This is a genomic window from Pseudomonas sp. SORT22 (genome assembly GCF_018417635.1).
GTDB lineage: Bacteria > Pseudomonadota > Gammaproteobacteria > Pseudomonadales > Pseudomonadaceae > Aquipseudomonas.
In genome coordinates, this window is sequence record NZ_CP071007.1 from 2843960 (window position 1) to 2856763 (window position 12804).

A 12804-nucleotide genomic window follows, 5' to 3' on the forward strand; every position below is an offset into this window, starting at 1 on the left:
AGTAATTACCATTAATGTGTGATCACTCTCGTGCCGAGCTCTGTCGACTCCAAGGCTATCGTCGCCCACCTCTACAGTGACCATCACCGCTGGCTGCGTGCCTGGCTGTACCGGCGGCTGAACTGCCCGGACGATGCCGCGGACCTGGCCCAGGACACCTTTGTGCGGGCCATGACCAGCAGCGCCTTGCCCGCCCTTGACCAGCCGCGGGCGTTTCTCGCCACTGTCGCCCGCCGCCTGCTGAGCAATCTGTTCCGCCGCCGGGCGCTGGAGCAGGCCTACCTCGACGAGCTGGCGAGCCTGCCCGAGCAGTGCATGCCTTCGGCTGAAGACGTGCTGCTGGTGCGTGAAGCCCTGGCTGAAATCGATCGCCTGCTTGACGGCCTGCCGACGCGGGTGCGCCATGGGTTCATCCTGCATCGTCTCGAAGGCCTGAGCCAGCCGGCCATCGCCGAGCACCTGGGGGTGTCGCTGGCCACGGTCGAGCGTGACCTGCGCCGGGCCTTCCTGCATTGCCTGAGCGCCAGGCCAGAATGAGCAGCACACCACTGGACCGCGCTACCCACGAAGCGGTGGACTGGCTGCTCAAGCTGGAGAATGCCCCGGCCGGCAGCCCTTTGCTGCTGGCCTTCAACACCTGGCTCAAGCAATCGCCCGGCCATCAGGCCGCCTGGCAGCGGGTCAACGCCTTGCTCGACGAACCCCTGGCCGACCTGCAGCAGGCCGAGCAGCGTAGCCCCGGCCAGTTGGCCATGGCCAGCCGCAGCCTGCGCGCCTTGCCGTCGCCGTCGCGGCGCAAGGCCCTGGGCGGCGGCCTGGCGATGCTGTTGCTGGGTTTGGGCGCCGGCGCGCTCGGCAATCGCATGACGCCACTGGGCGACCTGCTCGCCGACCTGCGCACCGGCACCGGCGAGCGGCGCACCTTCACCCTGGCCGATGGTTCGCGGCTGCGCCTGAATGCGCGCAGCGCGGTGGATGTGCGCTTCAGCGCCGGGCAGCGGCTGGTGCTGCTGCGCGACGGCGAGCTGCAAGCCGAGGTTGCTGCAGAGCCGGGCCGGCCCTTTGTCGTCGCCACCCGCGAAGGCCAGGTGCAGGCCCTGGGCACGCGCTTCAGCGTGCGCCAGGAACAACAACAGAGCGTGGTCTCGGTGCAGCAGCACAGCGTGCTGCTCAGAAGCGGCAGTGCACCGGCCTTGCGTGTGGAGGAGGGCCAGGCCTTTCGTTTCGATGGCCACGCCAGCCAGCCGCTGGCCGCGTCGCTGCGTACCCGGGCGAGCTGGACCGAGGGCCGCGTGGATGTGCGCGACGAACCCCTGGGCGAGCTGATCGAAGCCTTGCGCCCGTACCGCGCCGGGCTGCTGCGCATCAGCCCGCAGGCCGCGCAGGTGCGGGTCTATGGCAGCTTTCCGCTGGATGACAGCGAACGCACCCTGCGCTCCCTGGCCGAGACCTTGCCGATCCGGGTCGACAGTTTCGGTGGCTGGCTGACCCGCATCGATGTGATCTGAATAAAAATAATTGCGATTTCCTTGAGGGGGTTTGTTGCGTGGCGTGTCCTCGTTATCGACAACAACTTTGAACGAGCCAACACCTCCATGCCCGACTCCATGATCCGTCCCAGCCTGCTGGCCCTTGCCATCGCCCTGGGCAGCGGCGCGCCGTTGTACGCCGTGGCGCAAACCGACAGCAGCGTCAGCGCCAGCCAGCGCTTCGATATCCCGGCCGGCGACCTGGGCGAAGCCCTGAGCCGCATCGCCCGTCAGTCTGGGCGGGTGCTGTCGGTCAAGCCGGCGCTGCTGCAAGGCAAGCGCTCGGCGGCGGTCAGCGGCCAGTTCACGCCCGAGCAAGCGGCCAGCCAGGCCCTCAATGGCAGCGGCCTCAACCTCAATATCACCGCCGGCGGCACCTGGAGCCTGGTGCCGGCCGAGCACAGCGGGGCGCTGGAGCTGGGCCTGACCCAGATCGTCTCCAACGCCAGTGAAGACGCCTGGGGCCCGGTGCAGGGCTATGTGGCCAAACGCACCGGTACCGCGACCAAAACCGACACCTCGGTGCTGGAAGTGCCGCAGACCATCAACGTCATCACCCAGGATGAAATCTCGGCGCTGGGTTCGCAGACCGTTACCCAGGCCCTGCGCTACACCCCGGGCATTACCGGTGGCGGCTTCTCCGACCGGGTGGGGATTTTCGACGAACCGACCTCCCGCGGCTTCAGCCCGACGCCGCTGTACCTGGACGGCCTGCACCTGCCGTATGGCGGTGGCAGTACCGGTGGCGCCCTGCAGATCGACCCCTACGCGCTGGAGCGCATCGAGGTGATGAAGGGCCCGGCCTCGGTGCTCTACGGCCAGAACCAGCCAGGCGGGCTGGTCAACATGGTCTCCAAGCGCCCGACCGCGACGCCGCTGCATGAGGTCAAGATCGGTGGCGGTAGCCAGGACCGCCGCTATGGCGCCTTCGACTTCGCCGGCCCGGTGGATGACCAGGGCGAGTACCAGTACCGGGTCACCGGCATGGGCCTGGATAAGAACGGCGAAATCGACTACGTCGAACAGCAGCGCTACATGATCGCCCCGAGCCTGACCTGGAGCCCCAACGAGCAGACCCGCCTGACCGTCTACGGCCATTACCAGCGCGACAACGGCGTACCCGAAGCCCAGGGCTTGCCGGCGGTGGGCACGGTGTTCGCCAGCGCCAACGGGCGGATCAAGCGCAGCCGCTTCATCGGTGAACCGGGGGTCAACGCCTATGATCGCGAGCAGTACACCTTCGGCTACGAAGTCAGCCATGAGCTGGACGATGTCTGGACCCTCAAGCAGAACACCCGCTACGCCTACGTCGATGACAAGTTTCGGGCGCCATTGCACGGCTACGCTTTCGTGCCCAACCCGGTCACCGGCGCCGACGACCAGAGCGCCATGACCCGCTTTGGCGTCGACTGGGCCCAGCGCAACAAGGTGTTCGGCATCGATAACATGGCCCAGGCCAAGTTCAATACCTTCGACCTCGCCCACACCCTGTTGATCGGTGTCGATTACTACCACTCCAACTCCCGATTCCTCGGCCTGTACGACCGCAATCCACCGATCATCGACCTCTACAACCCGGTGTATGGCAAGCCGATGAACTTCGGCCAGCCGTTCAAATGGGACCGCACCATCAACCAGACCGGCCTGTACGTGCAGGATCAGCTCAAATGGGATAACTGGTTCCTGACCCTCGGTGGTCGCTATGACTGGGCCGAGGCCGATAACAAGGAGCCGCTCGCTGGCACCCATACCACTGTCAAGGACGAGAAATTCACCGGCCGCGCCGGCCTGGGCTTCGCCTTCGACAATGGCGTCACGCCTTACCTCAGCTACTCCGAATCATTCCTGCCGCTGGCCGGCGCCGACTACGCCGGCAAAGCGTTCGAGCCGTCCACCGGCAAGCAGGTCGAGGCCGGTATCAAGTACCAGCCGCCTGGCCAGGACAGCTTCATCCAGCTCTCGGTGTACGAGATCAAGCAGCAGAACATCCTCACCGCCGATGTCAGCAACCCCGGCTTCAACAGCCAGGTCGGCGAGCTGCGTTCACGCGGTGTCGAACTCGAAGGCAAGGCCAGCCTCAGCGACAACCTCGGCCTGATCGCCTCGGTGTCGCGCAACGACGTGGTCTACACCAAGGACAACGACGGCCGCGAAGGCCGTCATCCGTCCGGCACACCGCCGATGACCGCAGCGCTGTGGCTGGATTACCACTTCACCGGCGACACGAAGGTCGCCGGCCTCGGCATGGGCCTGGGCGCGCGTTATGTGCGCGGTAGCGACGGTACCGATTTTGCCGACGGGCATTTCAGCATCCCGTCCTACACCGTGTACGACGCCATGCTCTCCTACGACCTGCAGCAATCGCCGCTGCGCCTGAAGGGCGTGAAGGTGCAGATGAACCTGCAGAACCTCGAAGACAAGACCTACGTCAGCCGCTGCACCAGTGACGTGGACTGCTACTACGGCGAAGGGCGGACCATCACCACCGACCTGACCTACAACTGGTAAGCCTTCAGGTATCGCGCAACAAGTCATGGGCATCCAGCAGCCGGTAGGCAATCTCCGGCTGCTTCTCCAGTGCCCGGCGAATCGCCGCCGGAATGTTCTGCCGGGTCTTGCGGCACAAGCCCGGCAGGTCTTCGATCTGGATGCTGATACCGCGCATGGTCCGCACCTCGTTGAAGCTCGGGGTGATCTGCAGCCGAATCCCCAACTGCTCATACAAGCGCCGCTGCATGTGCTCCAGGTCGTCCAGGCTCTGCAGGTTTTCCAGGCGTTCGAGCAGGCGCCTTTCTTCCTGGCGCGTCAGCAGCAGGATGCGCGGGTCCTGCAGCGTCTCGCGGCCGCAGTCGCAAGCGCCGGGCGGGCAGGGGGTGCGGGTGGGCAGGGTGGCGTTCATGCCTTGCAGCATAGCGAGGCTCGAGGACTTTTGCCCATGCCTGGCAGATAGCTATTGAGCACTGGTGCGGGCGGCGCTCAGTGATACCCTTACACTTCGCCGAACTTCACCAGGAGCGAGTCGCCCATGCTGGCGCAACAACTGCAACTGCAAAGCGTATTGACCGGGCGCGCCGTGCCTTTCACCCGTCCGGGCTCATCCAGTGCCATCGCCAAGATGCCGCGTGACGGCGAGGTCGCGGTCACCGAACTGGGCCTGGTTGGCGATGAGCAGGGCGACTTACGTGTGCATGGCGGGGTCGAAAAGGCCATCCACCATTACCCCCGCGAACACTATGCCGCCTGGGTTGCAGAGCTGGGCGAGCATCCGCTGCTGCAGGCTCCGGGCGCCTTCGGCGAAAACTTAAGCACCTGCGGCTGGACCGAGCAGACCGTATGCCTGGGCGATCGCTTTCGCGCTGGCAGCGCGCTGCTGGAGATTTCCCAGGGGCGCATGCCGTGCTGGAAACTCAATGACCGCTTCGGGGTAAAAGACATGTCGTTGCGGGTCCAGCAAAGCGGCCGTACCGGCTGGTACTACCGGGTGCTGGAAGAAGGCATATTGGCTGCCGGCATGAACATCGAGCTGATCGCACGGCCGCATCCGCAGTGGTCGGTAGCGCGCTTGTCGTCGGTGCTGTTCGACAGGCAGGTCGACCTCGAGGTGATTCGCCAGTGCCTGGAACTGCCGTTGGCGGCTTCCTGGCGCCGGACCCTGTCACGACGTTTGGAAAAGGCCGAAGTCGAGGACTGGGCGCCGCGTTTGCAGGGGCCTGGGTGATTGGCAGGTAGCCTGTCGCGGGTCAAGCCCGCTCCCACAGCGTGTGTAAACTCGTGTGGGAGCGGGCTTGACCCGCGATTGCAATCAGGCAGCCGTACCCAGCTTCTTCACCACCTGACCCTTGGCAGCCTGCTTGCGGCAGGCTTCGCCGAAGGCCTGGAACATCTTCACCGAGTCGGGGTTTTTCGCCGCTTGCCATTCCGGGTGCCATTGCACTGCGAAGAGGAACGGCGACAGGCTCGGGGCGTGGATGGCTTCGACCAGGCCGTCTTCGGCACGGGCCAGGGGTTCGATGCCTTCGCCGAGGTTTTTCAGGCCCTGGCCGTGCAGCGAGTTGACGCGGATTTCATCGCTCTGCAGCAACTTTTGCAGCCAGCTGCCTTGCTCCAGTTTGACGCTGTGAACCGCGCTGTACTGGACATCGACCGGATCGTCCGGGTTTTCCCGGTGGTCGTTGAAGCCTGGCTCGGTGTAGACCTTCTGGTAGATGTCACCACCCAGCGCCACGTTGATTTCCTGCATGCCACGGCAGATGCCGAAGATCGGCAGGCCACGGGCGATAGCCAGTTGCACCAGCGGCAGGTCGAACAGGTCGCGGTCGCGGTCCTGGGCCTTGCCCGGGGTTTCGTTCTCCTGGCCGTACAGGGCCGGGTCGATGTTGCTGCCGGCGCCGGTCAGGTAAACACCGTCGGCCATGTCCAGGTAGGCTTCGAGGTCGTCAGTACCGCAGCAGGTCGGCACCAGCACCGGTACGCAGCCGGCGTGTTCTACCAGCGGGACGATGTATTTGTGGGTCATTACCTGATAGTCGTGGCCTTTGCGCTCCTGGGAGCCCATGGTCATCAGCACGACGGGTTTGCGAAGGGTTTGATTCTTATTGCCAATGTTGCTGTTGGGCATATGTCACCTTGGGACAGGCGCAGCCTGTCATTATTGTGCAGGCGCGCAGCTGGAACCTTTGCGCTGCCTGAGGTTTCGAGCACTGCCGGTACGCCAAGCAAGGGGCTGTATCCGGTCGAAACCTGTCATATAGCTTGCCAGAGCCGTTTAATATGTCAAACGACTTCAGATTGCACGGGCGAAGCTTGAGATTGCCTGGATGCAATTATCGGTCTGCAGCCCCCGATAACCGGTAAGGCGCCTGTTGCGGCCAGTTCATTATATTTAACAAGCGTCCGGTGTATGGCCGAACCAGCGCCTGCGCGGCTTTGCTGCATCGCGCGGTTTCTCTTAAGCTGGCTGTCACCGATGACTACCAGCCTGAACCATGCCCACTCCAAGACCGTCCCTGACCCTGACCCTGTTGCAAGCCCGCGAAGCCGCCATGGCCTTCTTCCGCCCCTCGCTCAACGCCCATGGCCTGACCGAACAACAGTGGCGGGTGATCCGCATCCTGCGCCAGCAAGGCGAACTGGAAAGCCACCAACTGGCCGAGCAGGCCTGCATCCTCAAGCCGAGCATGACCGGCGTGCTGGCGCGCCTGGAGCGTGACGGCCTGGTGCGACGCAAGAAGTCGACCCAGGACCAGCGCCGGGTGTTTGTCGGCCTGACCGAACAGGGCCAGCAATGCTTCGTCGACATGAGCGAAGACATGGAACACAACTACCAGCGCATCCTTGAGCAGTTCGGCGAAGACAAACTGCACGAGCTGCTGGGCCTGCTCAACTGCCTGAAGAACATCAAGCCCTGAGCGCCGTTTTGGCGCACTGGCCGCTGGCTACCTATACTGTGCCTATCCGCAACAGTGTGCCGTCGTTGACCGGAGCGCGGCAGTCTCAGTTCCCGTGGTCGTGACTTTCTGAAGTAGCAGGACGCGAGTCGTCAATTGATAACGCTACAAAGGGGTTGGATCATGGATATTGTCAGTCTGATTATTCAGATTGTTGCCGGTGTGGTGGGCGGCAACGCAGCCGGTATGAGTAAACAAAGCATGGGCCCGTTACTCAACTCGATCTTCGGTGGAGTGGGTGGGGTGATTGTCGGGCAGATACTCGCAGCCTTTACCGGTGAACCCGGTGCGGCGGTGGCAGCGGGCGGTTCGCTGGACCTGCCGGCACTGATCAGCAGTATTGTCGGCGGCGGTGCAGGGGGCGCGGTGCTCACCTTCATCGCCGGCCTGATCAAATCAAAAATGCATCCGCAGTAAGCCTTGCCAGGCCTGCCCCTGATTGCAGGGGCGGTCCTGTTCAGAAGTACTTCAGCCAACCGATATCGCGGCGCCGGGCCTTGAGGGCGGCGAACCAGCGCACCGGCGGATAGAGCGCAACGCTCAAGACCATCGCCGTCAGCCATACCGACCAGACCCCGTCGAAACCAAAGTAGCTGCCCTGGTTCAGGCCAAAGCAGGCGAGGGCGATCAGGTACAGCACCTTCAGTACATACAGGTGCAGCAGGTAGAAGAACATCGGCGCGGCACCGAATACGCTCAGCACCCGGATCGCGTGGCTGCCTTGCAGGTGCTCGAACCTGCGCAGCAGCAACAGGCCGACGCCCAGGGTCAGGGCCAGGAACAGCAGCGATGGCGGGTATTTGGTGATGTTGAAAAAGCTCATCAGCGTGCGCAACGTGGTTTCGCCGACTTGCCACCGGGCTTCGCCGTAACCGTTGAGCAAGCGCAGCAGCAGGAAGCCGGCGAGGGCACCGAGGCCGGTCAGCAGCAACGTGCGCTGACGTGCCTGCGCATCCGCACCTTGGGCAAACCAGGGGCCCATGGCATAGCCCAGGGCAATTACGCCGATCCATGGCAGCAACGGGTACGAGGTACGCAGGCGCAAGTTGTCGGCTACCTCGAACCAGCCACGGTCATGCAGGATCGCCCAAGGGACATGCAGCGCCGAGCCCGCAGCGAAGTGCAGCGGGTCGAGCAGGTTGTGCCCGGCGACGATCAGCACGCCGATTACCACCAGCAGCGGGCGCGGCAGCCACACCAGGCCGGCCAGGGCGATCATGCTCAAGCCAATGGCCCAGATCACCTGCAGGTAGATCACCTTGGGCGGCAGTTCCAGGGTCCAGGCCAGGCTGACCAGGGTGAACTCCAGCAGCACCAGGACCAGGCCACGCTTGAACAGGAAGGCCGAGACCGCAGCCTTGCCCTGGTGCTTTTCGCCATACAGGTAAGCTGACAGGCCAGTGAGCAGGACAAACACCGGCGCACACAGGTGGGCGAGGGTACGGCTGAGGAACAGCCAGGGGTCGGTGCTGGCGACATCCATCGGGTCGCTGACCTGGCGGTGCAGAAAGAAGGTTTCGCGTACATGGTCAAGGAGCATGAAGACAATGACCAGGCCGCGCAGGGCGTCGATGCAAAGCAGGCGTTGGGTGGCGGGTGGCATGGGTGAGGTAGCGCCGGAAGGATGAGGTGGTGCGTTATAACATAACTAGTATTGTTGCGCTGGCCTCATCGCGGGACAAGTCGAGGCGTCGCACCGCCGCTCCTACAGGTAGCGTAGGCCTTTAGAGGCGCGAGCTGATCCATTGGCGATGCTGCTCACACTTCACCTTTGCGCCTTGTCGGCGAATGGACCGGCGATGCACGAGAAGCGAAAGCAAAGAAGCGCTTTGCTTCTAGATGTACGTAATCGCAGGCGCTACCTATCGTCCCTTGCAGAAGGCCGAGTGGAACCCTTGCGTAGTGGGGCGACGGCCATGGATGGCCGGCGAGCGCCGCAGGGCCAGGGACGGCCCTTCGGCGCGCCCCCACGGGAGCAAGGGTGGAAGGAGGGAACCCGGAGCGCAGCGCAGGGCCGATGAAGGGACAGGGCGTTTTTGGTTACTTTTGCCGCCAAGCAAAAGTGACCCGCCGTAAGGGCGGAAGGCGCCGGCAGCGCCTCATCATCAAATGGATCAGCTCAAACACAGCCGGGCTGCCCCAATACTTGCAAGCTGCTTAAGACAGTTGCTCCCACAGGTTCGTTGTAGGAGCGGGCTTGACCCGCGATCGAGCGCGCAGCGCTCGTAATCCCAGGTTAGTGCAGTATCTGCGCCAGAAAGCCCTTGGCCCGCGCACTCTGCGGGCTGTTGAAGAACGTCTCGGGCGCTGCGTCTTCAATGATCTGCCCGCCATCGAGAAACAGCACCCGCTCGGCCACCTGGCGGGCGAAGCCCATTTCATGGGTAACGCAGAGCATGGTCATGCCGGTATCGGCCAGTTTCACCAGCACATCCAGCACTTCGGCGACCATCTCCGGGTCCAGCGCCGAGGTCGGCTCGTCGAACAGCATGATCTTCGGCTTCATGCACAGCGCCCGGGCGATCGCCACCCGTTGTTGCTGGCCGCCAGACAACTGGCTGGGGTATTTGCCGGCCTGGCTTTCGATCCCGACCTTGTTCAGGTAAAAGCGCGCGCGGTCTTCGGCCTCCTTGCGCGACAGGCCGCGCACGCTCATCGGCGCCAGGGTGCAGTTGTCGAGCACGCTCATGTGCGGGAACAGGTTGAAATGCTGGAACACCATGCCGATTTCGCTGCGCACCTCGGCGGCCTGGCGGGTGGTCAGGGCAAGATCGGTGTCGTTGACGCGGATGTTGCCCTGTTCGGCGATTTCCAGGCGGTTGATGCAGCGGATCAACGTCGATTTGCCCGAACCGGAAGGGCCGCACAAGACGATACGCTCGCCTTCACGCACCTGCAGGTTGATGTCGCGCAGCACATGGAAGGCGCCGTAGTGCTTGTTCAGGCCCTCGATGGTCACCACGACCTTGCGCGGGTCGGCGGCAAGGGCAGGGGTTGGGGTAGCAAGGCTCAGTGAAGCGGTCATGTTGTTATTCTCCCGCGATCAGTTGAAGCGGTCCGCGCGGTACGGCGCAGGGTCGGTAAAGGGTGTTTCGCCGGTGATCATTTGCGCCAGCAGGCGGCCGGTCACCGGGCCCAGGGTCAGGCCGTGGTGGGCATGGCCGAAGTTGAACCACAGGCCCTTGTGGCGCGCGGCCGGGCCGATCACCGGGCGCATGTCCGGCAGGCACGGGCGGCGGCCCAGCCAGGGTTCGGCATCGATCCGCTCGCCCAGCGGGAAGACCTTGCGCGCCAACGCTTCGCAGCGCTGCAACTGGATCTGGTTGGCGGCATCGCTGCTGGCGGCGAACTCGATGCCGGTGGTCAGGCGGATGCCCATGGCCATCGGCGCCAGCACGTAACCGCCCTGGGCATCGCAGATCGAATGCTTGAGCTCGGCGCCGTCACGGGCACGATAGTGCATGTGGTAGCCGCGCTTGATTTCCAGCGGAATGCGATAACCCAGCGGCTTGAACAGCTCGGCCGACTGCGGACCGAGGGCGATCACCACTTCCGGCGCGCTGATCGGCCCCTGGCGGCTGTCGACCTGCCAGTCGCTGCCGATCTGGCGCAGGGTGCGGGCATCGCCGTGGATGAACTGGCCGCCACGCTGGACGAACAGCGCCGCATAGCCGCGGGTCAGGCCGCCGGGGTTGCTGACGGTCTTGGGGTCGAGCCAGTGAATACCGCCGACCACCTTGTCGCTGAGGTCCACTTCGCGCGCGTGCAGTTGCTGGCGGTCGAGAATTTCGTACTTCAAGCCATAGGCTTTCAGGGCATGGGCGTCGGCCACGGCTTTGCGGTAGGCCTCTTCATTGCGGTACACCTCGATCCAGCCGCTGGCCCTGACCAGCTCGCCGAGGCCTGCGGCATCGATCAGCGCGTCGTGTTCCTCGACACAGCGCTGCACCAGCGGCAGCATGGCCTGGGTGGCCACGGCAAGGCCGGCGGGCGAGGAGTTCTTCCAGTACTTGAACAGCCATGGGGCGATCCTGGGCAGGTGGGTGAAGCTGTAGCGCACGTCGGGTTGGCGGTTCAGGCCATAGCGCAACAGGCTCGACAGCTCGTGGGGGAAGGCATAGGGGATGACGCTGGAGCGCTCGATCAGCCCGGCGTTGCCATGGCTGGTGCCGCTGCCCGGCTCTTCACGGTCGATCAGGATCACCTTGCGCCCGCGTGCCTGCAGGTGCAGGGCCGTGGACACGCCGACGATGCCGGCGCCCAGAACGATGGTTTGACAATGCATTGGAGCGGTCCTCACAAACAGGCGATCAGCGCAGGTGGCGGCCCAGGCGGGCTTCGATGTGTTTCAGGCTGCGCCGCACGATCTCGACGATCAGCAGGTAGAGCACGGCAGCCCACAGGTAGATCTGGAAGTCGAAACTGCGCGAGAACGCAAGCTTGGTCACGCCCATCAGGTCGTAGATGGTCACCAGCGAGGCAATCGCGCTGGCCTTGATCATCAGGATCAGTTCGTTGCCCAGCGGGCCGATGGCAACGATCAATGACTGCGGCAGGATCACTTTGAAGAAGGTGGTCGAGCGCTTCAGGCTCAGGGCCTTGGCGGCTTCGTACTGGCCGGGGGCGACTGCCAGCAGGCTGCCCCGGAAAATCTCCGCCTGGTAGGCGGCGGTGTTGAGGGTGAAGGCCAGCACCGTGCAGTACCAGGCATCGCGGAAGAACCACCACAGGCCAACCTCCTGCCAGAAGCCCTTGAGCGACCCCAGGCCGTAGTACAGCAAGAACAGCTGGGCCAGCAGCGGCGAGCCACGGAAGAAGTAGATGTAGCCGGCGCTCAGGCGTTGCAGCACCAGCTTGTCCGACAGCCGGGCCAGGGCCAGGAGCATGCCGAGCAGGGCGCCGAGGGTAAACGACAGTGCCACCAGCTTGCCGGTGACCAGCAGGCCGTCGATAAAACGCGGGCCGTAGCGTTCCAGCAGGTCGGGGTCGAGGACCAGCGCCAGCAGTTGTTCGAAGCTCATGTCCGTGCCCCCCGCAAATGGCGGCTGAAATACTGTTCGATGAAGCTGAACACCCGTCCCGACAGCGCCGAGAACAACAGGTAGCCCAGGCAGGCGACGCCGTAGAAGAACATCGGCTCCTTGGTCACGCTGACCGCAAGGTTAGTCTGGCGCATCAGGTCGACCAGGGAGATGGTCGATACCAGCGAGGTGTCCTTGAGCAGCGACAGCCAGTTGTTCGACAGGCCCGGCAGGGCGATGCGTACCAGTTGCGGGAAGACCACCTTGCGAAAGGTCGTGGCCTTGCTCAGGCCCAGCGCCGCCGAGGCTTCGTACTGGCCCTTGGCGACGGTCTTGAACGCAGCCAGCCAGATCTCGCTGGAGAACGCGGCGAACACCAGGCTGAAGGCGATCATCGCCGCCAGGAAGGTGTTGATCAGCACTTCGCCTTCATAGCCCATGGCCAGGAGGATTTTCTGCGCGGCAATCTGGCAGCCGTAGTAGATGATCAGCAGCGTGAGCAGTTCCGGCAGGCCACGAAACACAGTAGAGAACACCGTCGCCGCAGCACGCGGGAAGCGCCTGGAGGAGCGGGCGGCGAGGGCCACTCCCAGGCCCAGCGGCAGGCCGATGGGCAGGCAGGCCAGGGCCAGGGAAATGGTCACCAGGGCGCCGGCCAGCAAAGCCTGGCCCCAGCCGCCGCTGGCGAAGGAAAGCAGTGACAGTTGTTCGAGCATGGGCGAACCCTCTCGGTTCAAGAGTGATAGTGCTTTGGAGGGCCTCTTCGCGGGTCCAGTCGGGACGCCGCACCGCCGCTCCCACAGGGTA

Annotated in this window: 13 protein-coding genes; 6 read left to right on the plus strand and 7 right to left on the minus strand. The window is 64.1% G+C overall.

Going from position 1 to position 12804, the window contains the following annotated elements; translation table 11 throughout:
- Nucleotides 1-30 precede the first annotated feature (30 nt).
- The 3 genes from JYG36_RS13050 (at nt 31) to JYG36_RS13060 (ending at nt 4037) form a co-directional block, all read left to right on the plus strand.
- Nucleotides 31-537, plus strand: coding sequence for a sigma-70 family RNA polymerase sigma factor (locus JYG36_RS13050; RefSeq protein ID WP_123566874.1), 507 nt, complete (start codon nt 31-33; stop codon nt 535-537).
- Nucleotides 534-1508, plus strand: a complete 975-nt coding sequence (locus tag JYG36_RS13055) for a FecR family protein (protein WP_213604304.1) — start codon at nt 534-536, stop codon at nt 1506-1508. The genes JYG36_RS13050 and JYG36_RS13055 overlap by 4 nt, the downstream gene beginning before the upstream one ends.
- Before the next feature lie 87 nt (nt 1509-1595).
- A complete protein-coding gene (locus JYG36_RS13060; RefSeq protein ID WP_213604306.1) occupies nt 1596-4037 on the plus strand; it encodes a TonB-dependent siderophore receptor in 2442 nt (813 codons plus the stop codon).
- Nucleotides 4038-4041: 4 nt separating this feature from the next.
- Here the strand turns inward: JYG36_RS13060 and JYG36_RS13065 are convergent, their stop codons facing one another.
- Nucleotides 4042-4428: a hypothetical protein gene (locus JYG36_RS13065; RefSeq protein WP_176794330.1), complete on the minus strand. Its 387-nt coding sequence runs from the start codon at nt 4426-4428 to the stop codon at nt 4042-4044.
- A gap of 126 nt (nt 4429-4554) precedes the next feature.
- On the opposite strand from JYG36_RS13065, the gene JYG36_RS13070 reads away from it, so the two are divergent.
- On the plus strand, nt 4555-5247 hold the full coding sequence (locus JYG36_RS13070) for an MOSC domain-containing protein (protein ID WP_213604308.1): 693 nt from the start codon (nt 4555-4557) through the stop codon (nt 5245-5247).
- Between the two features lie 84 nt (nt 5248-5331).
- On the opposite strand, the gene JYG36_RS13075 is transcribed toward JYG36_RS13070, so the two are convergent.
- Nucleotides 5332-6147, minus strand: a complete 816-nt coding sequence (locus tag JYG36_RS13075; RefSeq protein WP_195884267.1) for a gamma-glutamyl-gamma-aminobutyrate hydrolase family protein — start codon at nt 6145-6147, stop codon at nt 5332-5334.
- A 367-nt stretch (nt 6148-6514) separates the two neighbouring features.
- Here JYG36_RS13075 and hpaR point away from each other — a divergent pair, with 367 nt between their 5' ends.
- Both hpaR and JYG36_RS13085 read left to right on the plus strand, forming a co-directional pair.
- Nucleotides 6515-6937, plus strand: a complete 423-nt coding sequence (hpaR, locus tag JYG36_RS13080) for a homoprotocatechuate degradation operon regulator HpaR (RefSeq protein WP_045198230.1) — start codon at nt 6515-6517, stop codon at nt 6935-6937.
- Nucleotides 6938-7099: 162 nt separating this feature from the next.
- Complete coding sequence (locus tag JYG36_RS13085; RefSeq protein WP_010222003.1) at nt 7100-7393, plus strand: hypothetical protein; 294 nt, start codon at nt 7100-7102, stop codon at nt 7391-7393.
- A 40-nt stretch (nt 7394-7433) separates the two neighbouring features.
- Here the strand turns inward: JYG36_RS13085 and JYG36_RS13090 are convergent, their stop codons facing one another.
- From JYG36_RS13090 to JYG36_RS13110, 5 genes are all read right to left on the minus strand, one after another.
- Nucleotides 7434-8579, minus strand: coding sequence for an acetyltransferase domain-containing protein (locus JYG36_RS13090; protein WP_213604310.1), 1146 nt, complete (start codon nt 8577-8579; stop codon nt 7434-7436).
- Between the two features lie 633 nt (nt 8580-9212).
- Nucleotides 9213-10001, minus strand: coding sequence for an amino acid ABC transporter ATP-binding protein (locus tag JYG36_RS13095; protein WP_283817207.1), 789 nt, complete (start codon nt 9999-10001; stop codon nt 9213-9215).
- An 18-nt stretch (nt 10002-10019) separates the two neighbouring features.
- Nucleotides 10020-11261 (minus strand): NAD(P)/FAD-dependent oxidoreductase, encoded by a 1242-nt coding sequence (locus tag JYG36_RS13100; RefSeq protein WP_213604312.1) that lies wholly within the window; start codon nt 11259-11261, stop codon nt 10020-10022.
- 25 nt (nt 11262-11286) lie between these two features.
- Nucleotides 11287-11997 carry an ABC transporter permease gene (locus JYG36_RS13105; RefSeq protein ID WP_045198238.1) on the minus strand — a complete coding sequence of 237 codons (711 nt, stop codon included), beginning with the start codon at nt 11995-11997 and terminating at the stop codon, nt 11287-11289.
- A complete protein-coding gene (locus JYG36_RS13110) occupies nt 11994-12713 on the minus strand; it encodes an ABC transporter permease (RefSeq protein ID WP_045198240.1) in 720 nt (239 codons plus the stop codon). Before JYG36_RS13110 ends, JYG36_RS13105 begins: the two co-directional genes overlap by 4 nt.
- Between the last annotated feature and the right edge of the window lie 91 nt (nt 12714-12804).